Consider the following 22,346-nt stretch of genomic DNA (forward strand, 5'->3'; position numbering starts at 1 on the left):
CTAAGCACGAAGCCCCCCTCAAGATGAGATTTCCCATTACGCAAGTAAGTAAGATCCCTCAAAGACGATGAGGTAGATAGGTTCGGGGTGGAAGCATGGCGACATGTGCAGCTGACGAATACTAATCGATCGAGGACTTAACCAAATTTTGTTTAACGTAACAATGTCATTTATCCAGTTTTGAAAGTACAAATAAATTATAAAAAAGCTTGTAATAATATCTAGTTTTGGTATAATAAATATTGTCTTTCAAATTAATAATGTCTAGTGATGATGGCGAAGAGGTCACACCCGTTCCCTTACCGAACACGGAAGTTAAGCTCTTCAGCGCCGATGGTAGTTGGGGGTCTCCCCCTGTGAGAGTAGGAAGTCGCTAGGCTGTATTATTCCGAAGTAGCTCAGTGGTAGAGCAATCGACTGTTAATCGATTGGTCGTAGGTTCGAGTCCTACCTTCGGAGCCATTTTTGGAGAGCTGTCCGAGTGGCCGAAGGAGCACGATTGGAAATCGTGTAGGCGGGTTAAACTGTCTCAAGGGTTCAAATCCCTTGCTCTCCGCCAGATAAGTTTTCTACAAATACATAAAAGTATGGCCCCTTGGTCAAGCGGTTAAGACACCGCCCTTTCACGGCGGTAACACGGGTTCGAATCCCGTAGGGGTCACCATTTATTTCAATGAAATTGACGCAGAGATGCGAAACTTATCGTAATTTTACCCAGGAGGATTAGCTCAGCTGGGAGAGCATCTGCCTTACAAGCAGAGGGTCGGCGGTTCGAGCCCGTCATCCTCCACCATTTCTTTTAAAAACATTGTAAGTATTATAATGTTAGTAAGTTTTATAACGTCGCGGGGTGGAGCAGTGGTAGCTCGTCGGGCTCATAACCCGAAGGTCGCAGGTTCAAATCCTGTCCCCGCAACCAAATGGTCCCGTGGTGTAGCGGTTAACATGCCTGCCTGTCACGCAGGAGATCGCCGGTTCGATCCCGGTCGGGACCGCCATTTATTATTTTTTGAGATTTAGGATAAGCAAGCAGGTCGAGGAAGCAATCGAGCAAAAGAAGGAGCGTACCCAAGTACGTGACTGATTGAGCGAGTGAAGCTGACAAAGAGATGCGCAGCTTAGCATAAATCGAAGAGGCTCAGTAGCTCAGTCGGTAGAGCAAAGGACTGAAAATCCTTGTGTCGGCGGTTCGATTCCGTCCTGAGCCACCATATTTATACGCCGGAATAGCTCAATTGGTAGAGCAACTGACTTGTAATCAGTAGGTTGAGGGTTCAAGTCCTTTTTCCGGCACCACTATAGTGGTGGGGTAGCGAAGTGGCTAAACGCGGCGGACTGTAAATCCGCTCCTTCGGGTTCGGCGGTTCGAATCCGTCCCCCACCACCAGTTTTTATATAGGGGCATAGTTTAACGGTAGAATAGAGGTCTCCAAAACCTTTGATGTGGGTTCGATTCCTACTGCCCCTGCCAAATTTTAAGTTAACTTTGAATAATGGCGGTTGTGGCGAAGTGGTTAACGCACCGGATTGTGATTCCGGCATTCGTGGGTTCAATTCCCATCAGTCGCCCCATATTCCTTTTGAGTTAGCTCTTTTTTTATTTAACTATGGCGATTGTGGCGAAGTGGTTAACGCACCGGATTGTGATTCCGGCATTCGTGGGTTCAATTCCCATCAGTCGCCCCATTGGGGTATAGCCAAGCGGTAAGGCAATGGATTTTGATTCCATCATGCCCTGGTTCGAATCCAGGTACCCCAGTTTTTTTGCGGAAGTAGTTCAGTGGTAGAACACCACCTTGCCAAGGTGGGGGTCGCGAGTTCGAACCTCGTCTTCCGCTCCAATTACTTTTCGGCGGCATAGCCAAGTGGTAAGGCACAGGTCTGCAACACCTTTATCACCGGTTCAAATCCGGTTGCCGCCTCCAATTTTAATATTACTGCCTTTAATTTTATTATGCCGGTGTGGCGGAATTGGCAGACGCGCGGGACTCAAAATCCCGTATCTTCGGATGTGTCGGTTCGACCCCGACCACCGGTATCAGTAGACGAAACGTATCTTCGTCTAATACATACTTAAAGCTCACAAACCTTTATTTCATAGAGTTTGTGAGCTTTTTGTGTTATATAAGTATTCGAATTGAGACGGTAGATTTTAAAGCGGTTTGCACTATTTATACTGCTTGAAAAAGTAAGCTTTCTTATCCGAAAAATCTGCAATGTGTAAAACATCGATACATGTTAAGCATAGCCATTTACAAAGTACCTGATTATTTCTAAATCATCTTCAGTTAAGTTACGTCCAAAACGAGAGGACATCTCTGCTGCAATTGCTTCAATTTCTCCTTTATGTTTAATTGTTAATTCAGCACTTGTCTCCAATAAAGAAACAAAGGAAGCAAATTCATCCTTTGTCAAAGGTGCTGGATGATGGGATAGGAAGTAGAGTTTGGCTTCATAATCTTTAATCTTCTCTAAAAGGTTGTGCATCTTTTCAATGGTATAATGCCATTTTTCTGCGTACATATTTGCATAAAGACAGTCACCAAGAAATAGCATTTTTTCCTCCGGTATATAAATGAGATTCGAATCAGACGAATGATCTCCCCCAACATGTTCAATGATACAGGTAACCCCACCGATATTTAGTTTTATTCGCTTTTCAAAAAGGATAGTGGGATTTGGTATGGTAATCTCTCGCATACTTCCAAGCTCTAGCTTTATCGCGTCTGCACAAAATGGAATTTCAATTCCTGCTTCGACACGTTTATCTAACTCCTTGTCTTCCCATGATAACTCTTGTAGTTCTTTTACTTTGTCATAAGTCATGAAATTGGCAATTGAAGGCATATCCATTTCACGTAAGCCAAATACATGATCCCAGTGCCAATGTGTTAGAGCCAGAATATCTCCAGTGACATCATAGGAAGCTAATTGCTCCTTAAATTGTTTTGCGTGCATAGAAGAATTCCCAGCATCAATTAATAGTGTCTGATCATCCCCTACAACAGCAACTAATATTGGTCGATCTGTTTTTTGATATGGGGGCAGGTAGAAGAGACGATCTGAAAGTTTTTCTAATGTTTGCATGAATTCATACTCCTTTAATAACGTTTCAAGGTTCATTATATATTACTAATAACAGAGATGACAAAACTATGTTAAAAGAGTTTTTAAATTTATTTTTGGCAGTTCTCTTCCACAGGTATCATTACAACAAACTAATTATTAAAAAAACACTCACAAGGTTGTTAAACCAACAATTGTAAGTGTTTTTTGTCTTTCATTTTTTATTAAAACATCCCATTCTCATTTGGAGAATCTTTAGGTATCGGTTGACCTATATCCCACATTTCAACGATTTGGTTATCTTTAAAACGCAATATATGTACTACAGCTGCTCCGGGATCTTCCGAACTTTGCTTGATGTGTGAGTAAACAGTAACCATATCTTTTTCCTGGATTGCAAGTTTTACTTCAAATCTTTTATTAGTGTTTTCGGTAGCACTTTCTTCCATCGCTATCATTAGTGATTTGGAGTCACCTGCAAAAAATGGGTTATGATGAAGAAAGTCAGGGCCAATGTATTTCTGGAATGCTTCTTGAACATTCCCTAATGCTACGTTCTGAAGAAAAGATATAGATTTCTCTTTAAGCGAGAGGGGTTTCGATTGTTGTTCAATGCTCAACTTAATCATCCTTTCATAGCTAGAGGCTAGAGTTTTAACGTTTTAGAGAAGTTTAAGTTATAGAAAAGTTTATGTCAACCCTCGTTTGGAAAAGTGGTTGGACAATAATTAAGCATTATCTTTAAAGTAATGACTACAAGGCGGTATGATATACTTCAGGGAACATTTTAAGGGGCTGTCGGCTTGAGTATTAATTTTGAAGTGAAAAGATCTACCCATATTTCTATACAGCAAGTATTGGAAGGTTTACTAGATTTAGATACTGCAAATGAAATTTGGGTAAAATGATGGCAGGTTCCTTTAAAAAAGCATCCACAAAAGATTTAGATGCGCTGATAGCATTCTTAGAGCGATGATTATAGAACTTCGATCTTAAATAAGTTTTTTATTTTAAAATTGATTTAATTTTCAAACTTAATTACAATATTAGAGACCAAAAGTTATTTGAAAGTATAAATCGGAGGGAAATCATGGGGAGATTAGTTCATTTTGAAATTCACGTGGATGACATGGAGCGTGCTAAAAAGTTTTATGGGGAGATATTTGGTTGGAAATTCGAGGATTGGTCTGAGTATGCAGGTATGCCTTACTTTGGGGCTATTACAGGGGATACAAGCGAGCCTGGTATCGATGGAGCGTTAGTAAAGCGTCAAACTCCTCCACCTGAACTAAACCAGCCAATGAATGGCTACTCTTGTACATTGGGCATAGCAGATTATGATTCAACGGAAGCTAAAATTCTTGAGCATGGTGGAAAAGTAGCTTTGCCAAAGTACGCACTACCTGGAATGGCGTGGCAAGGATATTATGTTGATACGGAAGGTAACGTTTTTGGCATTCATCAGCCTGATAAGAATGCAAAGTGAAACTTTAGTCTCTATTATCAGCGTTTGAGATTACTCTGATCTCAGGCGCTTTTCAATGCTATCATGAAGGAGGTACATAGTGGTTGATAACGAAAGAAAGATTATAGAAGTAGATCAGTTTATATTAGGTTTGCCAGAGGATACCCAAAACATTGCGAAGACTTTAAGAGAAATCATATTAGATTCTTCACCAGTGCTTGTGGAGGAATATAAATGGTCAATGCCTAACTATTCGTATAAAGGATTAGTTTGTTATCTACAAACAGCAAAAAAACATGTTAATTTAGGCTTTCAAAAAGGGAATGAACTTGTCGATAAAGACATAAACAATTTACTTCAGGGGTCTGGAAAAAATATGAGACATATTAAGATTACAAAGATAGAGGAAATTCAATCAGAGGCATTTAGATCACTTATTCAAGCTGCCATTGCTTTAAATGAAGGAGAAAATAATGACTAATTTAGATGAAATATCAATTGTAAATGTTGGTATGCTTATAAGAAAGCCAATTAATGAGGTGTTTGAAGCTTTTGTTGATCCAGCTATTACGACAAAATTTTGGTTTACTAAAAGTAATGGAAGGTTAGAAAAGGGCAAACGTATTCGCTGGGATTGGGAGATGTACGGTGTATCAGCAGAGCTTGTCGTGAAGGAAATTGAACAAAACAAACGTATTCTTATCCAATTTGATGATGATACAACGGCTGAATGGCTTTTTACACCAAGAGAATCAGAAGGTACATTTGTCGAGATCAAAAATTATGGGTTTAAGGGCAATTCAACTGAAATAGTAAATAAAGTAGTAGACTCAACAGGTGGATATACGATTGTTCTTTGTGGCTTAAAGGCATTACTAGAGCATCATATAATGTTGAATCTAGTTGCGGATAAGTTTCCTGACGCTAACGTATAAAAATTAGCAAAAGAAAGCAGGTTTTTTTGAACCTGCTTTAACACCCTTTCTTTATTCGTTTTCGTCTTTAGCTTGTACAAATAAATATTTTTCTGTTTACTCATCTATGTTGATCTATTAGAATCTGATTGCCATCTGGATCTTCGAGTGTAAAATGTGCAGGTCCCTTAGTAGTTTCATCTGCTTTGGTCTGCAGTTTCATCCCTTTTTCCTTAAGCTGCTTTTGAAGTTCTCGTACGTCAGTGTAAAATTCTAAATTCTCGGCATTGCTATTCCAACCTGGGTTAAAGGTTAGAATATTCTTCTCAAACATTCCCTGAAACAAGCCAATGATTGTATCTTCGTTTTTCATGATTACCCAATTTTGAGCAATTTCGCCACCGTATGTTTGAAATCCTAGCTTTTCATAAAATTCTTTGGAAGCATTAATATCTTTCACATTTAAACTTACTGAAAATGCACCTAGTTTCATTAGTTCTCCGCCTTCCACACTTAAATAACTGAAAGTTTAATTAACTTTTAGTATAGAGTAATTTAATAATATTTACTACATTTTTAAAAATAAGAAAAGGTTCACCGAGTAGCAGGGTAAGCTGTCAGATGAACCATTTTTATAAGTAAAATACATTATTCCTATTTATACTACAAACTGCTTTACTAGCTCGTTAAACTTTACACGTTCCTCCCAGAAAAGCCCATGGCCGCTGTTATGAAATGGAACAAGATACGAATTTTTTATCTCCTTGTTAAGTATATGAGCTTGTTCATATGGGATAACATTATCATGTACACCATGTACGATTAATGTCGGGACTGTTATTTTGGGAAGATCTGCATCAAGTTTTTCATCCCTTAGCGTTTTAATAATAGCCGCGGTGGACCATCCTGCTGCCTGTAACCCGAGTCCTGTAAACCAGTTGGAGAATGGGGTTGTAATATATTGAAAGAAAAAAGTATCTGTTATACCTTTCATCATTTTGGGGCGGTCATTTAATGTTTCTGTTAGTAGTCTGTTTGCAGTTTCCTGTGTAAATCCAGTGGGAGCTGCGGCATCAATTAGGATTAGTTCTGATATTCCATAAGCGTTATGACGAGCAGTATAGCGAATAGCAATTGCTCCTCCAGTCGAATGGCCAACTAGTGTGAAGTTATTTAGTTGGAGTGCTCTAACTACTGCATGGATATCATCTGCTAATCTATCAAAGTTATAGCCATGCATTGGTCTATCTGATTTTCCAAATCCTCTCCAATCAATTCCAATGCAGCGGTATCCCATTGAGGGTAGAACATCAAACTGATATTCGAATTGTTCGTGACTTAATGGCCAACCATGTAAAAAAACGAGTGTCTTGCTTGAACTAGAGTTGATATCCTCTACAAATAAATTTACTCCTTGCTCTACGTTTACAAAGTAACCCACACTGATTCCTCCATGAATACCATTTTAAGTATAAGATACTCAAAAGTATTTATATGAGTGAATACCTATTTCGAATGAGTAAGTTAGTTCCGAACAATGGATCATCGCAATTCAATATATAAAAAGAAATGATAGGCATACCTTAATCCACATTGTATTAAAGTAGGATATTTGGTATATTATTAGTAATACAATCTGCGAAGTGACCAAGTAAATGAGAATTGTGAAACAGAAAATATAGCAAACGCTGAGAGCTATATCACCACTTCTTGTTGAAACCTATCACGGAGATGTTATGTAAACATAACCGATTCGTTTTCGTTACAAAACGTTTAGAGGGCTTAAATTAATTTTAGGCTAAACTAAGGTGGTACCACGTCTACTCAGCACAAAGACGTCCTTTTACAAGGACAGCTTTGTGCTTTTTTAATTCAATTTTAATAGGAGGATTTTATAATGACAAATCAACAGCAAAACGATTTTACTAAATGGTATATCGATACGATTCAGAAAGCAGATTTAATGGACTATACGCCAGTTCGTGGGTGTATCGCTTTTAAACCAGATGGCTTTGAAATTTGGGAGCATATTCAAGATGAAATGAATAGACGTTTTAAAGAAACGGGTCATCGTAATGCTTATTTCCCAATGCTAATCCCTGAATCTTTCTTCCAAAAAGAGAAGGATCATATTGAAGGGTTCGCTCCAGAGCTTCCTTGGGTAACGGAGGCAGCAGGTGAAAAATTGGAAGAACGTTTAGCGTTACGTCCAACATCAGAAACAATGATTGGTCATTTATATTCGGATTGGATTAAGAGTTATCGTGATCTGCCAGTTCTTATAAACCAATGGGCAAACGTGTTCCGTTGGGAAAAGAAAACTCTTCCATTTATCCGTACTTCTGAATTTTTATGGCAAGAAGGGCATACGGCTCATGTAGATGAAGAAGAAGCACGTCACGAAACAATGCAGATGCTGAACATCTATAAAGAGGTGGTAGAGGAGCTATTAGCTATCCCTGTATACGATGGTCAAAAAACACCTTCTGAACGCTTTGCAGGAGCAGTAGACACGTATTCAATCGAAGCTATGATGAAAGATGGGAAAGCTGTTCAAGCGGGAACATCCCATTACCTTGGAACAAAGTTTGCAGAAGCGTTTGATATTAAATATTTGAACAAAGAAAATAAACATCAGCATGTGCATACAACATCTTGGGGAACATCAACTCGATTAATCGGTTCGGTTATTATGGTACATGGTGACGAGCAAGGACTTGTATTGCCACCACGTGTTGCACCAACTCAGGTAGTGCTGATTCCAGTAGGACCTTGGAAGAAGAACCCAGCAATAATGGAGAAATTAGATGAGCTGTATGCTGCATTAAAAGCAAAAGGTATACGTGTTCGACTTGATGATTCCGATCAATCTCCGGGTTATAAATTTAACGAGTGGGAGCTTAAAGGAGTACCAGTTCGTGTAGAATTAGGACCTCGTGATTTAGAAAACAACCAAGCACTAATGAAAGCACGTGATCTGACTGAAAAAGAATCAGTAGACATCGCTGTTTTAGTGGAACGTATTGAAGAAGAATTAACTACAATGCAAACACGCTTACTTGAAAAAGCTCGAGCTTTCCGTGATGAAAATTCCCATACAAATGTTGATTCTCTTGAGCAATTAAAGCAACATCTTACTGATTCAACGGAAAAAGGTGAAATACCTGGATGGATACTTGCAGGATGGTGCGGGGATGACGCTTGTGAAGAGAATGTGAAAAATGAAACGAAATTTACAACACGTAATATTCCATTCAACCCACCAGCTGAAAAAACAACATGTATTAACTGTGGTAAGGATTCGAAACATACTGTATGGTTCGGTCGTGCTTACTAATTAAATAGTAGATACAATAAAAAAATCAACCATTGTTTTTCCAAATGGTTGATTTTTTATATGGTAAGTATTTCCCCCCAAGTGTGCAAGAAATAATATCCAGATTTTAAAACAACTAGTTCACCGCATTATACTGTATGCTTAATGTTCAACTAGTATGAAATACTTACTCACTAGTTTTAAAGCCTTAATTTTTGGAAGTTTCTAAAGTACCATTTTTACCAATATCACCCATAACAGCTTGCTATGTCAGAATTTGACTGATTATAATAAAAGAAAACAAACTTGATTCGGAGATGAGTGTATGAAAAAAGTTATGTTATTTGTAGTTGCTTCAATATCACTAATGTTAGCAGCTTGTGGTGAAGATTCAGATGTTGCAACAGTAGAAAAAGAAGTGGCAGAAGCTACACAAACAGAAACAGCAAATGCTGAACAGCCAGAAAATGATACGAAAGCTACTGAAGAAAAGAAAGAAGAAAATAAGGATGAAGTTGCTAACAATCTTGCACATGGAGAAAATATACTAAAAGAAAATATCGTATTTGAATATGAAGATGGCGACGTAGTTATGACAATTGATCACGCGGAATTTACGAAAGAAGTGGCGACGTCTACAGGCGCTAGTCCACGTAATATTATTTCCGATAAAGAAATTTTTCTGCATTTAACAGGGACTATTAGCAATGATACGATGGAAGCATTCCAATATGGTCATCAACTGGCTGGTGTAAAATTTAAAGCGATTTATGATAACAAACATGAATTCGATTTCCTAGCTGATACAGAGTCACTTGACGGATCCAAGTTTCAAGGAGCGAGCATAGATCCTTTAGAGGAACAAAAGATTCATATCTATGCACAAGTACCGCTCGCAATAGCGCAGCCTGACAAATCCCTGACTCTAATTGTGCTGGACAGTGAAGGTGAACATGAGGTCTTTATTCGCTAAAATCACAATTCATCATCTTGTGGTACATATGATCCTAAGGATTATAAGTTCTTAGTTTTTGTTTAAAAGTTTATAAAGCACCCCACTTTTGTAGGGTGCTTTTCTTATTGCTCTGTTAAATTTTCGGATACTTTTTGTTCTAGTTAATGACTACCTCCCCGGTATACTCCCTGGACAGTACTAACATAGCCATAATCACGTCCACCTCAACACTATTTTAATATTGTCAACCTATACTAAAACTGCAGACTCTTCTGAAGATAGAATTACAGCCTGTTCTATATGAGTTACTTTAAGACCAAACTTAGGATAAAGAGCTTCCAACGGATGACCTAGTAATAATTTAATAGCATAATAAGGGAAGTTAATATCTGCGAGGCAGCTAATATGTAAGCCTCCACTCATACGTGGGTTAATTTCAAGTAACTTAGGGACGCCATCTTTATACTTGACTTGGATATTAAACACGTAAGGAATTTTATATTGTGCAGCCATTTTTACAGCAATTTCAATTAATTCTTCATTGTATTCAATCTCTCTGATACGCCCATTTCCTTTTTTCCTCGGTATTGCAGTAAGTAAAGTTCCATCTGCGTCGGCTAAACAATCAATGCTATACTCATAGCCATCTAAATATTCTAAAACCATTAAGTCTGGGAAATGCTCCTGCGTTTGTAAAATCTTCACTGCGGTTTCGTAGGAAATCTTTTGAGATGAAGCCGTACTGAAAATAAAAGGAATAGTATCTGCATTATTATCTATAATACGGAATCCACTTGCTCCTTCGCCAATTACAGGTTTAATACATAATTTCATATTATCCTTGCTTAATTCGGCATAAGCCTGTTGAAATTCCTTTGCGTTGTTAACAATTCGGTAGGAAGGAATAGTTACGATGAAATTACCTTCATTTTCTTCGTTCTGTAAAGATCGATACATCGCTGCTTTATCATCCATCATGGCCATTAACTCCCCATCGGGACAAACCAATATTTTTACGCCGATTTCTTCAAACTTATCTAAGTGATGGGAAATAAGTACATTTTCTTTTCTAGGAACAAATATATGAATTTGATTTTGTATACAGTAGTCTAAACAAAATTGTATATATTCTTCTCCCTCAATATCTGGCTCTGTACCAGACACATCACAATACTTAAAATATACCGTGTCTGGATTAGGATGCGTTCCGTAAATAACAAACTCCTGTTGATCGGGGTTGTGCCGGATCAACTCCATATAATGTGACACAGTGGAAAACCATCTATTGAACCAAATATTAATTACCATTATTCTTCTCCTTTAAAATTATAGTAAACTAACCGATAAATGTAGTTTCAAAACTTCCACCATGTATTTGTGTAAACATTGTCCCTATAGAAGTAATCAATTGCTGTCCATCTTCTTTGCTAATAGAGGGTCGTAAAAATACCACATGCATAGCATCGGTTGTATTTTCAGACACAGCAGTTCGAACGGAATCTACAAACGGGCTGCCGAATGGTCCCAATTCATCCTGAAGAGTAAGTATGTGTTGTAATTTGTTTTCTCGACCATTTAACCCAATATATTTTGTTTCTGCATTGCCGACTGTTAGTGTAATATCACTATGAATCTTTGCAATATCATAGATTCCCATTGGAATTTCGTATTGCAGGGAGAAGAAGTTATTTAAATCTACAGCGGAATGCATCGGTGTGATATAATTTTGTTTTGCAATCCTTCTATACATTGCTTCCATGGAGGGGCGGTAACGATTTGGATCTGCTCCGAACTTTTTCCAAAGAGCTCTCCATTCCTTTATCCCTTCAAAATCAGTTACTGCTTTGTCTTCCAGTTCAAAGAAAAGTTGTTCTTGAAATAATTGAAGGCGGCCCTTAAGCATTTGAGGCGAAGAAGTAACAACAATTTTGCTATAATGGATAATGCCTAATTTAAAGGTAGGCTCTATTTCAACTATTAAATCATCCAGTTTTACGATCATATCAACCATCCTTACACTTATTTTCTTTAGTGTAGCATAAGAAAGGAGAACATTTGTGAATATCATTCAGTTTCAACAAAACCTCATAGATTACGCTGCATCCATTGGAATTGATAAAATTGGATTTACTTCTGTTTCTCCATTTCACGAATTAAAAAATCGATTAATCAGGCAGCAGGAATTAGGGTATGCTTCTGGATTCGAAGAACCTGATATTGACAAAAGAGTGCATCCTAAAATTTTGCTAGAAGAAGCTCATAGTATCATTTCTATTGCAATTGCGTACCCTTCAAAAATGAAGAATGCACCACAAAGTGTGAAAGGTGCAAGAAGAGGAATCTTCGCACGTGCATCATGGGGTATAGATTATCATACAGTTTTACGAGAAAAGTTAGCACTATTAGAATTATATATTTTAACGCATATACCAGATGCTAAACTTCGTTCGATGGTAGATACGGGAGAACTTTCAGACCGTGCTGTTGCGGAACGGGCAGGCATAGGATGGAGTGCGAAAAACTGCTCCATTATTACCCCTGAGTTTGGTTCCTATGTCTATCTTGGAGAAATGATTACGTCTATTCCTTTTGCTCCGAGTGAGCAGATGGAAGACCAATGTGGTGATTGTCGGTTATGTTTGGATGTTTGTCCGACAGGAGCATTAATAGAAGGCGGTCAATTAAATGCACAGCGCTGTATTGCCTTTATTACACAAACGAAAACAATGGTTCCAGACGAGTTTCGAGCCAAAATAGGCAATCGAATTTATGGCTGTGATACATGCCAAACAGTTTGTCCCAAAAACAAAGGAAAGGCTAATCTTCACCAAGAAGCTTTTAAGCCTGATCCTGAATTAGTGAAGCCTTTGCTTCTACCTTTACTAAAAATGACAAATCGTACTTTCAAAGAAACTTACGGACATATGTCAGGTGCGTGGAGAGGGAAGAATCCAATCCAACGGAATGCTATAATTGCACTAGCTCATTTTAAAGAGCAGGAAGCTGTTCCGGCCCTTATAGATTTAATGCAGAATGATGTCAGACCAGTAATTAGAGGTACTGCAGCATGGGCTTTAGGTAAAATAAATACAGAAGACGGCTTGCTTGCCCTTAAGGACGCTGCACAAAATGAACAAGTTGAAGAAGTTTTAGAAGAGATTCGAAAAGGATTAGAATACTATACAATTGAGAATTAGGAAGTGGAATAATTGAGTATAAATGTAGTTTTGTATCAACCAGAAATACCTGCTAATACAGGGAATATAGCTAGAACATGTGCGGGAACAGGAGTTAAATTACATTTAATCCGACCTTTAGGTTTCTCAACAGATGACAAGATGTTAAAGAGAGCTGGACTAGATTATTGGGAGCATGTTGATATTACTTATTATGACGGCCTTGATGAATTTTTTGCTGCTCATCCAGCAGGAGAGTACTATTTAATTACGAAGTTTGGTGCTAAGCCACATACTACATTTGATTTTAGTGATTTGGAGAAAGATCACTTCTTTATTTTTGGACGTGAGACAAAAGGATTACCACGCGAGTTTATCGATGCACACCCCGACCGTGCATTAAGAATTCCTATGAATGATAATATTCGTTCTTTGAATTTATCAAATACCGCAGCAATACTAATCTATGAAGCATTGCGTCAACAAAACTATCCAAATTTACACTAAAAAAACGGACGATGTCAATATAGACTCGTCCGTTTTAATAATAGATTATTTTTCAGATGCACCTGGTTTGTCGTCGTAACCTGCTTTGAAAATTGCAGCAAGGAATGAAATACAAACACCAAGAATTAGGATTAGTTTCATATGGAGTGCCTCCTCTATAGTATTCTGCACCTAGTATACCCTAAATTGTTTGAAAAAGAAATAATACGAAAAAATGAAATTTGACGAAAATCGTTCATTTGAATGTTGCAACCTTTGGAATATTCTACTAACATAAAGAAAAGGAGTGATTTTTGGAATGAATGAATTCAAAAATGGTCCAGAGAACGGTTCAATGGCAACGAATATGGAAGAAATAAAGCTATTAGGAAAACAGATGGATAGAATGAGGGACAACAAAGAGCTAGAAGAGGATAACCGTGTATCCGATCCAGCTCAAGCTGAAGATACTTCTTCCATGAAGAAAAGAGAAAACGACTGATTTATCAGTCGTTTTCCTCATAAGAAAGGACGAGAAGCATGACTCTAAATATACATTCAACAAAACAATTAGCTAATGGAATAGAGATGCCAAGACTTGGTTTAGGTATATATAAATTGACAGAATCTGATATTGCTATTAGTGCAATAACAGCGGCGCTAGATTATGGGTATCGTCATATCGATACGGCTAGTTTGTATGCAAACGAAAAAGAGGTTGGCGAGGCTGTTCGAGCTTCTGATGTTCCACGAGAGGATATATTCATCACAACAAAAGTGTGGAATACCGATCAAGGCTACGATCAAACACTCAGAGCTTTTGAAAAATCGCTGGAGCTATTGGGTATGGACTATGTAGATTTATATTTAACCCATTGGCCAGTTAAAGAAACTTTTGTAGATACATATCGGGCAATAGAACGGCTTTATGATGAAAAGCTAATTCGTGCAACTGGAGTAGCAAATCATCATGCGCATCATTTGGAGGCGATTGCCGTAAAAGCGAACGTTAAACCAATGGTCAACCAAATTGAATGTCACCCTCGACTTACTCAGTATGATTTACGTACATATTGTGCAGAGCAGGGAATCGCGATAACTTCGTGGTCACCACTTGCAAGAGGTCGCATTTTAGAAGAGCCAACTCTTCAACGTATAAGTGGAAAGTATGGGAAGACAACTGCCCAAATAGTGATTAAATGGCATCTACAGCATGATTTAATCGTCATTCCCAAGTCAGAAAATCCATCTAGAATCGCAGAAAATATGGATGTGTATGATTTCGAATTATCATTCGAGGACATGAAAAATATTGATGCACTTAATTTAAATGAGCGTACTGGTAAAGATCCAGATAATTTTAGTTTTTAATAATATAGTCAAACATGCACGGTAGTTATACTTCGTTTCAAGAAGTTTAACTACCGATTTTTTGTATAGAATGGAAATATTGCTCAAAAATGAAACCTATTACATATTTTTACGTATTAGTAATATAGATGATTATATAATAGATGGGGTCAATTCAATGAGAATATTTTTCGAAGAGACGAGGAAGAAAAAGAGTAGTATGCCACTCTTAATACTCAAGGTGTTACTGATAGTCTTAATGATTGCAATGATAGTAATGGCCATTGTCAACGATATCGATATTATCTATGTGAAGTTAGTATTTATATTATTAGGTATTAATTTCATTGTAGAAGGAGTCGAAAGCTACTTTCAAAAAGAAGGTCAGATAATTGTAGGAAAAGAAATAGGATTAGGAATCTTGTTTTTCTTAATTGCTATTTTTCTTCAGTAACGAAATACAGGAGGTGTATATATGGGAAATTTTATGGGAACTGGAAATTGGTTAGGAATCTTTTCTACAGTATTAATTATAATGTGCTTCTATTTTACACTTACTTTTTTTCAATACTTAAAACAAGATGATGCTCGCTTAACTAAACAATCTAAATTTGGAGCGGTAATTTGCCTTGCAGCAAGCTTGCTAATCCCTACATTGTACAATCTTTATATGTTTAATGAGATGATGAAATAAAGGAATAAGCGGTGATTAATATGAATCAATGGAAAACGTTAAAATCGGAGTATGTTCATAAAAGTCCTTATGGCAATATAAGAAAAGATACTTGCGAGCTTCCTAATGGGGTTGTTATCGATGAGTATTATGTAAACGAATATTCCGATTGGGTAAATGCGATTGTACTTACAAAGGAAAATCAGGTGGTACTTGTTGAACAATATAGACATGCTGGAAATGATATTTACTTAGAAATTCCTGCAGGGAAAAAAGAAAAAAATGAGACTGACGAAGAAGGGATTATAAGAGAAATTAGAGAAGAAACTGGTTTTGTATCATATATGAAGCCAATTTTGCTAGGGGAATTTATGATAAATCCCGCTACACAAAATAACAAAATTAGAACCTATCTTCTGCTGGATGCATTTAAACAAGGTGAACAAAATTTAGATGCAACTGAAGAGATTAATGTACAGTTGATGGATTTTGAATTATTAGGTTCATTAATAAAAACGAATGAGATAAAAACCCAGCTTTTTACTGCCCATGCCTATTATATGGCAAAGATCTTCCTTTCAAAAAAACAATAGAAGTAAAGGAGGTGTTAGTATTTCTAATTTAGAAATCTTAATAATTATTGTAATTTCACTTATCTGTGTATGTATAAGTTATATTTCATCAAAAGTGAATAAAAATAAGGAAAAGATAGATAAAGGATTAGTATTTGCATATCATAAACTAACCTATAGAAGAAAGATGATTCGCACGTTATGGATAGCCCCCGTTCTAATCGGCTGTCTATTATTTATATATAAAGTTGAGGTATTGTCGACCAACGTAAATTTTTATTTCACAATTATATGCTGTGTGGGGTATGTTGGCCAATTTTTCTATAATTTTTATAAATGGAGACAGTATGAGCAGCATGTATTGGATGGAGAATTGTAAGGTTTATGCTTAAAAAGAAAGAGTAGAAATAATAAAGGGGATAGATTTGAATGATTATGCCTACACATATTGTTGCTGTTGGAGGAATTGTTGAAAATGAGCAAGGTGAAATTCTTTTAGTAAAAACCCAGCATGGAGGGTGGGTCTATCCTGGTGGACAAGTAGAGGTAGGAGAAAATCTTATAGAAGCGTTAATTCGTGAAGTGAAAGAAGAAAGTGGAATCGATATTGAGGTAGGTCACTTAATAGGAACTTATTCAAATACGGGGATATATAAATGGTATGACGAGGTTACGGATGTTCCTACAAAAGTAATGTTTGATTTTGTATGTAAGCCCATTGGTGGAGTGTTAAGTATCTCCGAGGAAACTTCAGAGAGTCGTTGGGTTAAGAAGGAGCAAGTACTAGAGTTTATTACTGCAGCTGCTATTAGAACAAGATTTGAGGTATATGAAAACTTTAATGGCACGGTAAAATATATGGAATACGTGACGAATCCTCAGTTTGAAGTAAAGTTAGATAAAAATATTTAGAATTTAAAAAAAGTAGATGAGAAACGAAAATCTCTCCTCTACTTTTTCTCTTTGCGCAACATTTGGGCATATACTCGCAACACCGGCAAGCAAATGCGCAACATTCAGCAGCTTATACGCAACTCTCAACCAATTACTCACAACATTAAGATGCTAGTGAAAAACTTTTGCAAGCTTTCTGCAATAGTCACAAATTAGTTAAACCATGTTTATCGTTTATCTTCCACAACTAGCAATTCACCTGTAATTGGATGATTAAATTGGACTTTAAATGCATGGAGCTCATACATTTTAGTAGGTGTTTTTTTAGCCCCATATAGTTCGTCGCCTACTATTGGATGTCCTAAGTGAGCTAAATGAACTCGAATTTGATGTGTTCGTCCAGTTTCTAAAATCGCATGTATTTTCGTGAACTGTTCGTGCTTTCCTACGACTTCGTAATGAGTAATCGCATTTTGTCCTGATGGTGAAACTCTTTTTCTCGTTGGATGATGGCGGTCATTACCTATCGCAGCTCGAATGGTGCCATGCTGATTTTTTACTTGTCCTTCTACAATTGCCTCGTAGGTGCGGACGATTGTTTTGTTTTCTAACATTCGGTCAAGCATGCCTTTGACAAGTGGATTTTTTGCAATGACGATTAAACCCTTTGTGCCTTCATCGATACGATGTACATGTTCTCCGTAATGATGACCTTTACTATGTAAATAATTTGTCACTGTGTTCATAAAGGTATGGTTTTGCCCCTCTTCATTTGGATGAGTTGCTACACCACGTGGTTTAGAAGCGATTAATAAATACTCATCTTCATACGCAACATACAATGGAATTTGATCGGAAAGAAGATAGTTAGAAGATTCTCCTTCCCATTTAATCACAAGTACATCTCCTTTTTTGTTAGGAAGTTTCCATTGTAGAAGTTCTCCACTTGTATTGCTGACCGCCTTTTGCATACGTAACTCATGTATTAACTTTTTGCCGAGTTTCCATTTCTTTTGGAAAAGACTATCTATTGTTAAGCCATCTTCTTGTACAGTATACGTAAATGTATGAATCATTTTTTTGCTCCTTTTAAAAAAAGGTCCTGTCTACTAGACAAGACCCTTTTGGTTATTTTAAAACGACTTGATCAAAGAATCCTTGAATTTGATTATTAGAAATAGCGCCTTCTACTCGTACAACTTCTTTGCCATTTTCAAAATAAATCATCGTTGGTGTAGCTTTGATGCCATAGACGTTCCAACCTTCTTCATACTCAAGTACATTGTATTTCACAATTTCAATATCATTTTTTTCAGCAAGTGGTGTAAGACGTGGAGTCATCTCCTGACAATGTACACATTCCGGGCTGAAGAAGTAAGCTGTAACAGGTTCTCCAGTAGCGATCTTCTTTTCCAATTCATCTGGTAAAATAATGTTTTGGTAGTTTGGATCATCGATTAAATCGATAGTAGATTGTCTTAAATCGTCGGTATCGTACGGATTATTAGCTAATGCGTCCTTGTTTTTCTGTGAGTTTAAAACAAAGATTAACACAAAGACTGCGACGATAACCCCACCAAATATAAGTAGCTTTTTCAATTAATTTTCCTCCTTGATAGTCTTCAATACGATAACACTTGTAATCGCGATCAAAATAAATGCAATAAGCGCTAAAAATGGAATAGTGATAAATCCTGCATAATTAATATATTGCCCCGTACAAGGCACTCTTCCACAGGCTGGTGCAGCTTCCTGCATAAAAGAAAGCTTTTGAATGCTATAATGATAGGCAGAAATACATCCACCGATCACCGAAAATGCAAGTGTGGTCATAGCGATTCTCGGATTTTTTTGAACATATGCAATCCCCAATACTAGCACAAGTGGATACATGAGTATCCGTTGATACCAACATAAATCACAAGGCTCGTACCCTCTTATCTCTGAAAAATAGAGAGATCCTAGTGTTGCGGTCAAGGCAACTGTCCACATAAATAGTAGTAGATTTTCTAGTTTTTTTGTCATAGGAACTCCTTTAAATTACTTTGAACTCAAATAAAAGTATAATCCTTCTTTAAATACAAGTAAAATATTTTAACTGCAGCGAAAAGAACTATATAATGAAAGTTACTTATATAAAGAGGAGCCGATAAAATGACTGAAGAATTTGATTTATCACCGTTTGAACAAAGCATGATTATAAGACAAATGTCTTTCTCCGATATAGAGTCAATTTTAGAAATTCAGCGTTTATGTTTTCCTGGTATGGAACCATGGCAGGTAGCTCATCTACGTAGTCACTTAACTATTTTTCCAGAAGGACAGCTGGTTGCTGAGTTGGATGGAAAGGTAATTGGTTCCTGTTCAAGTCTTATTATCAATTTTGATGAGTATGACGACCGCCATTCTTGGTCGGATGTGACAGACAAAGGTTATATAACTAATCATAATCCAGAAGGATATAATTTATATGGAATTGAAGTAATGGTGCACCCTGAATATAGACGTATGAAGGTTGGACAGCGTTTATATGAAGGCAGAAAAGATATTGCAAGGCAGTTTAATCTAAAGTCAATTATTATTGGTGGGCGTATTCCAAACTATCATAAATTTGCAGAAGAGATGTCTCCAAGAGAGTATGTAACATCTGTTTCTCGCCATAAAATATATGATCCAGTTTTAACGTTCCAATTAATGAATGGCTTTACGTTAATGCGTATTAACCCAAACTATCTACCGGACGATAAAGCATCTGCAAAATATGCAACTCTGATGGAGTGGAACAATATTGATTATATTCCACTTTCGAAACGACATTTCAAAACAAGCTATCCTGTACGGATTTGTGCAGTACAATACATGATGCGTAAAATTAATTCATTTGAAGAGTTCGCTAACCAATGCGAGTATTTTGTTGACGTGGCTTCTGATGCCCAATCTGATTTTGTCGTGTTCCCGGAAATCTTTACAACACAGTTAATGTCTTTCCTGAATGAGCCATCTCCTAGCCAGGCTGTTCGCAAATTGACGGAATATACACCGCAATATATGGAGTTATTTTCAGATTTATCGATCCGTTATAATATTAATATTATCGCGGGCTCCCACTTTGTGGAAGAAGAAAATGAAGAAATATATAATATCGCCTATTTGTTCCATCGAGATGGTGCAATTGACAAGCAATATAAAATCCATATTACTCCAAACGAACGTAAATGGTGGGGGATTAGTGCGGGTGATTCTGTACAAGTATTTGATACGGATTGTGGTAAAATCGCCATTCAAATTTGCTATGATATAGAGTTTCCAGAGCTAGCACGCATTGCAACTGATATGGGTGCGAATATTATTTTCTCGCCATTTTGTACAGAGGATCGTCAAGGTTATCTACGTGTTCGCTATTGTGCGCAGGCACGGGCAGTTGAAAATCAAATCTATACAGTAATTTCAGGGACTGTTGGAAACTTACCGCAAACAGAAAATATGGATATCCAATATGCTCAGTCTGCTATTTTCGCACCGTCTGATTTTGAATTTGCACGTGACGGCATTGTAGGAGAAACGGAGCCGAATGTGGAAATGGTCTTAATAGGTGATGTCGATTTAGAAATCCTTCGTCGCCAACGTCAAGATGGTACAGTCAAGCAGTTAAAAGACAGACGACGTGATATATACAGTGTGGAATATAAAAAGTGATGGAGAGGAGTTCATAAATATGCGATATAGACAACTATATGATCAGTGGAATAACTACACTGATCTAGAATCTATTTGGAAAGAGAATCTTCAGTTCATTGCAAAGGATGAAAAACAAATTGAAGATGCCTTCTACCGCGATTTAGAATTTGGAACAGGTGGGATGCGTGGCGAAATCGGAGCTGGTACGAATCGTATAAATACATATACTGTTCGAAAAGCAACTACTGGATTAGCATCTTATATAAAAGGTGCTGGAGCAGAAGCGATGGAGCGTGGGGTAGTCATTGCGTACGATAGTCGCAGGTTTTCTCCAGAGTTTGCACGTGAAGCTGCCAATACACTTGCCTCCAATGGGATTAAAGCATATTTATATATGGAGCCTAGAACGACACCCCAGCTGTCATTTTCCGTTAGACATTTAAATGCATTCATGGGAATTGTCATAACAGCGAGTCATAATCCGCCAGATTATAACGGCTACAAGGTTTACGGAGAGGACGGGGCGCAGTTGAATTTAGCTGATGCAGAAGTCGTTATCGAGCATGTGAACGATGCAGGGGATGCACTTCATATCGATCAACGAAACCCCGACAAAGAATTGATCATTCAATTAGATGGACAACTGGATCAAGCCTATATGGATGCATTAAAAACTGTGCAGGAAAACGAAGAATTCGCAACCTCTTCAGACTTGAAAGTAGTATTCACTCCTTTACATGGGGCATCTGGTACAACAGTTCAACATATATTAAATGAGGTTGGCTACAATCATATTTATTATGTAGAGGAGCAAATGGAGCCAGATGGAGAGTTTCCCACAGTAGAATCTCCAAATCCAGAGGAGCAAAGTGCCTTTGAATACGCTATATTGCACGGGGAAAAAAACGATGCAGATCTTTTAATAGCAGTCGATCCTGATGGAGACCGTGTAGGAATTGCTGTTAAAGCGACTTCCGGTTATAAGCTTTTAACAGGCAATCAAACCGGAGCCATTCTCATTGAATACTTGCTGTCACAGCTTAAAGAAAAAGGAAATATTCCAGCCAATGGACGTGTGTTTAAAACAATAGTTACCTCTGATCTAGGAAGAGTAATAACAGAATATTACGGAGTAAGCACAGAAGATGTGTTAACTGGCTTCAAATTTATCGGAGAAAAGATTAAACAATACGAAGAGACGAAAGAATTTCAGTTTTTATTTGGCTATGAGGAAAGCTATGGCTATTTGATAAAAGATTTCGCACGCGATAAAGATGCTGTGCAAAGTGTTTTAGCAATAGTTGAAGCAGCTGCCTATTATAAAAAACAAGGGATGACAATTCTCCAAGTATTGGCCCAGTTATATGAAAGACATGGTTACTATTTGGAAGGTCTTCAATCTGTTACGAAAAAAGGGGTAAGTGGAGTAAATGCTATTCAAAATTTACTAAAACAACTTCGTACAAATACTATTACAGAGATTGCAGGAATTAGTGTTCTTTCTCAAGAGGATTACTTGCATTCCGAAAGAACATTTACGGATGGACGAGAAACAGAGGAGATATTCCTGCCAAAATCGAATGTTATTAAGTACTTCCTAGCAGACGGTTCATGGGTTTGTGTAAGACCAAGTGGAACCGAACCTAAGATTAAATATTATTATGGGGTGCTTAGTGGATCAGAAGCAGAAAGCTCAGAAAAACTAAAAGCCCTCCAAGATGATTTTTCTTTGAAGATGAATCAATACTTAATAGATTAATAGAGAAACAGGAAAAGTGAAATTGCTTTTCCTGTTTTTTAA

The 22,346-nt window shown here is 37.3% G+C and carries 24 protein-coding genes, 16 tRNA genes, 2 rRNA genes and 1 other annotated feature; of the genes, 33 read left to right on the forward strand and 9 right to left on the reverse strand.

What is annotated here, in order from left to right; genetic code table 11:
• The 18 genes from BLR36_RS16505 to BLR36_RS16590 all read left to right on the forward strand — a co-directional run.
• Nucleotides 1–145, forward strand: a 23S ribosomal RNA gene (locus BLR36_RS16505); the annotation flags it as partial.
• A 118-nt stretch (nt 146–263) separates the two neighbouring features.
• Nucleotides 264–379 (forward strand): 5S ribosomal RNA (rrf, locus tag BLR36_RS16510).
• Between the two features lie 8 nt (nt 380–387).
• A tRNA-Asn gene (locus tag BLR36_RS16515) sits at nt 388–462 on the forward strand.
• Nucleotides 463–467: 5 nt separating this feature from the next.
• Nucleotides 468–559 (forward strand) — tRNA-Ser (locus BLR36_RS16520).
• Between the two features lie 30 nt (nt 560–589).
• Nucleotides 590–664: transfer RNA gene (locus BLR36_RS16525), tRNA-Glu, on the forward strand.
• Nucleotides 665–717: 53 nt separating this feature from the next.
• A tRNA-Val gene (locus BLR36_RS16530) sits at nt 718–793 on the forward strand.
• Nucleotides 794–844: 51 nt separating this feature from the next.
• Nucleotides 845–919, forward strand: a tRNA-Met gene (locus BLR36_RS16535).
• Between the two features lie 3 nt (nt 920–922).
• Nucleotides 923–998, forward strand: a tRNA-Asp gene (locus BLR36_RS16540).
• Between the two features lie 137 nt (nt 999–1,135).
• Nucleotides 1,136–1,211: transfer RNA gene (locus tag BLR36_RS16545), tRNA-Phe, on the forward strand.
• A 9-nt stretch (nt 1,212–1,220) separates the two neighbouring features.
• Nucleotides 1,221–1,296, forward strand: a tRNA-Thr gene (locus BLR36_RS16550).
• A gap of 7 nt (nt 1,297–1,303) precedes the next feature.
• Nucleotides 1,304–1,387, forward strand: a tRNA-Tyr gene (locus BLR36_RS16555).
• A gap of 10 nt (nt 1,388–1,397) precedes the next feature.
• Nucleotides 1,398–1,471, forward strand: a tRNA-Trp gene (locus BLR36_RS16560).
• 25 nt (nt 1,472–1,496) lie between these two features.
• Nucleotides 1,497–1,572: transfer RNA gene (locus tag BLR36_RS16565), tRNA-His, on the forward strand.
• Between the two features lie 38 nt (nt 1,573–1,610).
• Nucleotides 1,611–1,686 (forward strand) — tRNA-His (locus BLR36_RS16570).
• A gap of 1 nt (nt 1,687) precedes the next feature.
• Nucleotides 1,688–1,759, forward strand: a tRNA-Gln gene (locus BLR36_RS16575).
• A 7-nt stretch (nt 1,760–1,766) separates the two neighbouring features.
• A tRNA-Gly gene (locus tag BLR36_RS16580) sits at nt 1,767–1,841 on the forward strand.
• Between the two features lie 10 nt (nt 1,842–1,851).
• A tRNA-Cys gene (locus BLR36_RS16585) sits at nt 1,852–1,925 on the forward strand.
• Between the two features lie 31 nt (nt 1,926–1,956).
• Nucleotides 1,957–2,038 (forward strand) — tRNA-Leu (locus BLR36_RS16590).
• Nucleotides 2,039–2,238: 200 nt separating this feature from the next.
• Here the strand turns inward: BLR36_RS16590 and BLR36_RS16595 are convergent.
• On the reverse strand, nt 2,239–3,087 hold the full coding sequence (locus BLR36_RS16595) for an MBL fold metallo-hydrolase (protein WP_093062852.1): 849 nt from the start codon (nt 3,085–3,087) through the stop codon (nt 2,239–2,241).
• A gap of 203 nt (nt 3,088–3,290) precedes the next feature.
• On the reverse strand, nt 3,291–3,695 hold the full coding sequence (locus BLR36_RS16600; protein ID WP_093062853.1) for a nuclear transport factor 2 family protein: 405 nt from the start codon (nt 3,693–3,695) through the stop codon (nt 3,291–3,293).
• Between the two features lie 461 nt (nt 3,696–4,156).
• Here BLR36_RS16600 and BLR36_RS16605 point away from each other — a divergent pair, with 461 nt between their 5' ends.
• The 3 genes from BLR36_RS16605 (at nt 4,157) to BLR36_RS16615 (ending at nt 5,466) form a co-directional block, all read left to right on the forward strand.
• Nucleotides 4,157–4,552, forward strand: a complete 396-nt coding sequence (locus BLR36_RS16605; RefSeq protein ID WP_093062854.1) for a VOC family protein — start codon at nt 4,157–4,159, stop codon at nt 4,550–4,552.
• 79 nt (nt 4,553–4,631) lie between these two features.
• Nucleotides 4,632–5,012: a DUF1801 domain-containing protein gene (locus BLR36_RS16610; protein ID WP_175454110.1), complete on the forward strand. Its 381-nt coding sequence runs from the start codon at nt 4,632–4,634 to the stop codon at nt 5,010–5,012.
• Nucleotides 5,005–5,466 carry an SRPBCC family protein gene (locus tag BLR36_RS16615; protein ID WP_093062855.1) on the forward strand — a complete coding sequence of 154 codons (462 nt, stop codon included), beginning with the start codon at nt 5,005–5,007 and terminating at the stop codon, nt 5,464–5,466. The genes BLR36_RS16610 and BLR36_RS16615 overlap by 8 nt, the downstream gene beginning before the upstream one ends.
• Nucleotides 5,467–5,566: 100 nt before the next feature.
• Here the strand turns inward: BLR36_RS16615 and BLR36_RS16620 are convergent, their stop codons facing one another.
• Both BLR36_RS16620 and BLR36_RS16625 read right to left on the reverse strand, forming a co-directional pair.
• On the reverse strand, nt 5,567–5,938 hold the full coding sequence (locus BLR36_RS16620) for a VOC family protein (RefSeq protein ID WP_093062856.1): 372 nt from the start codon (nt 5,936–5,938) through the stop codon (nt 5,567–5,569).
• Between the two features lie 165 nt (nt 5,939–6,103).
• The gene (locus BLR36_RS16625; protein WP_093062857.1) at nt 6,104–6,886 is read right to left on the reverse strand and encodes an alpha/beta fold hydrolase; all 783 of its coding nucleotides are present in this window, start codon (nt 6,884–6,886) and stop codon (nt 6,104–6,106) included.
• Nucleotides 6,887–7,074: 188 nt separating this feature from the next.
• Nucleotides 7,075–7,291 (forward strand) — a binding site (T-box leader).
• 51 nt (nt 7,292–7,342) lie between these two features.
• On the opposite strand from BLR36_RS16625, the gene proS reads away from it, so the two are divergent.
• On the forward strand, nt 7,343–8,782 hold the full coding sequence (proS, locus tag BLR36_RS16630) for a proline--tRNA ligase (RefSeq protein ID WP_093062858.1): 1,440 nt from the start codon (nt 7,343–7,345) through the stop codon (nt 8,780–8,782).
• Between the two features lie 304 nt (nt 8,783–9,086).
• Entirely contained in the window at nt 9,087–9,734 is a 648-nt protein-coding gene (locus BLR36_RS16635; RefSeq protein WP_093062859.1) for a hypothetical protein, read from the forward strand.
• A 231-nt stretch (nt 9,735–9,965) separates the two neighbouring features.
• Here BLR36_RS16635 and BLR36_RS16640 read toward each other — a convergent pair whose 3' ends face one another.
• Nucleotides 9,966–11,024 (reverse strand): ATP-grasp domain-containing protein, encoded by a 1,059-nt coding sequence (locus BLR36_RS16640; protein ID WP_093062860.1) that lies wholly within the window; start codon nt 11,022–11,024, stop codon nt 9,966–9,968.
• Nucleotides 11,025–11,052: 28 nt separating this feature from the next.
• Complete coding sequence (locus tag BLR36_RS16645) at nt 11,053–11,718, reverse strand: B3/B4 domain-containing protein (RefSeq protein ID WP_093062861.1); 666 nt, start codon at nt 11,716–11,718, stop codon at nt 11,053–11,055.
• Nucleotides 11,719–11,773: 55 nt separating this feature from the next.
• Here BLR36_RS16645 and queG point away from each other — a divergent pair, with 55 nt between their 5' ends.
• From queG to BLR36_RS16690, 8 genes are all read left to right on the forward strand, one after another.
• The gene (gene queG / locus BLR36_RS16650) at nt 11,774–12,913 is read left to right on the forward strand and encodes a tRNA epoxyqueuosine(34) reductase QueG (RefSeq protein WP_093062862.1); all 1,140 of its coding nucleotides are present in this window, start codon (nt 11,774–11,776) and stop codon (nt 12,911–12,913) included.
• Nucleotides 12,914–12,925: 12 nt separating this feature from the next.
• On the forward strand, nt 12,926–13,399 hold the full coding sequence (trmL, locus tag BLR36_RS16655) for a tRNA (uridine(34)/cytosine(34)/5-carboxymethylaminomethyluridine(34)-2'-O)-methyltransferase TrmL (RefSeq protein WP_093062863.1): 474 nt from the start codon (nt 12,926–12,928) through the stop codon (nt 13,397–13,399).
• 298 nt (nt 13,400–13,697) lie between these two features.
• Nucleotides 13,698–13,880: a hypothetical protein gene (locus BLR36_RS16660; RefSeq protein ID WP_093062864.1), complete on the forward strand. Its 183-nt coding sequence runs from the start codon at nt 13,698–13,700 to the stop codon at nt 13,878–13,880.
• A 38-nt stretch (nt 13,881–13,918) separates the two neighbouring features.
• A complete protein-coding gene (locus tag BLR36_RS16665) occupies nt 13,919–14,749 on the forward strand; it encodes an aldo/keto reductase (RefSeq protein ID WP_093062865.1) in 831 nt (276 codons plus the stop codon).
• Between the two features lie 157 nt (nt 14,750–14,906).
• A complete protein-coding gene (locus tag BLR36_RS16670) occupies nt 14,907–15,182 on the forward strand; it encodes a hypothetical protein (protein ID WP_093062866.1) in 276 nt (91 codons plus the stop codon).
• A 21-nt stretch (nt 15,183–15,203) separates the two neighbouring features.
• The gene (locus BLR36_RS16675) at nt 15,204–15,422 is read left to right on the forward strand and encodes a hypothetical protein (protein WP_093062867.1); all 219 of its coding nucleotides are present in this window, start codon (nt 15,204–15,206) and stop codon (nt 15,420–15,422) included.
• A 20-nt stretch (nt 15,423–15,442) separates the two neighbouring features.
• The gene (locus BLR36_RS16680) at nt 15,443–15,994 is read left to right on the forward strand and encodes an NUDIX hydrolase (RefSeq protein WP_093062868.1); all 552 of its coding nucleotides are present in this window, start codon (nt 15,443–15,445) and stop codon (nt 15,992–15,994) included.
• A 408-nt stretch (nt 15,995–16,402) separates the two neighbouring features.
• On the forward strand, nt 16,403–16,885 hold the full coding sequence (locus tag BLR36_RS16690; protein ID WP_093062870.1) for an NUDIX hydrolase: 483 nt from the start codon (nt 16,403–16,405) through the stop codon (nt 16,883–16,885).
• A gap of 209 nt (nt 16,886–17,094) precedes the next feature.
• On the opposite strand, the gene BLR36_RS16695 is transcribed toward BLR36_RS16690, so the two are convergent.
• Genes BLR36_RS16695 through BLR36_RS16705 form a run of 3 tightly spaced genes read right to left on the reverse strand, consistent with a single transcriptional unit; the run spans nt 17,095 to nt 18,892 of the window.
• Nucleotides 17,095–17,943 carry an RluA family pseudouridine synthase gene (locus BLR36_RS16695; RefSeq protein ID WP_093062871.1) on the reverse strand — a complete coding sequence of 283 codons (849 nt, stop codon included), beginning with the start codon at nt 17,941–17,943 and terminating at the stop codon, nt 17,095–17,097.
• 52 nt (nt 17,944–17,995) lie between these two features.
• Nucleotides 17,996–18,466, reverse strand: coding sequence for a thioredoxin family protein (locus BLR36_RS16700; protein WP_093062872.1), 471 nt, complete (start codon nt 18,464–18,466; stop codon nt 17,996–17,998).
• Nucleotides 18,467–18,892, reverse strand: coding sequence for a disulfide formation protein C (locus tag BLR36_RS16705; RefSeq protein ID WP_093062873.1), 426 nt, complete (start codon nt 18,890–18,892; stop codon nt 18,467–18,469). It lies immediately after the preceding gene.
• A gap of 129 nt (nt 18,893–19,021) precedes the next feature.
• Between BLR36_RS16705 and BLR36_RS16710 the strand changes: the two genes are divergently transcribed.
• Nucleotides 19,022–20,563: a carbon-nitrogen hydrolase family protein gene (locus tag BLR36_RS16710; RefSeq protein WP_093062874.1), complete on the forward strand. Its 1,542-nt coding sequence runs from the start codon at nt 19,022–19,024 to the stop codon at nt 20,561–20,563.
• Between the two features lie 19 nt (nt 20,564–20,582).
• Nucleotides 20,583–22,304 carry a phospho-sugar mutase gene (locus tag BLR36_RS16715; protein ID WP_093062875.1) on the forward strand — a complete coding sequence of 574 codons (1,722 nt, stop codon included), beginning with the start codon at nt 20,583–20,585 and terminating at the stop codon, nt 22,302–22,304.
• The last annotated feature ends 42 nt before the right edge of the window (nt 22,305–22,346 follow it).

It is taken from the genome of Psychrobacillus sp. OK028, from assembly GCF_900103605.1.
Taxonomy (GTDB): Bacteria; Bacillota; Bacilli; order Bacillales_A; family Planococcaceae; genus Psychrobacillus.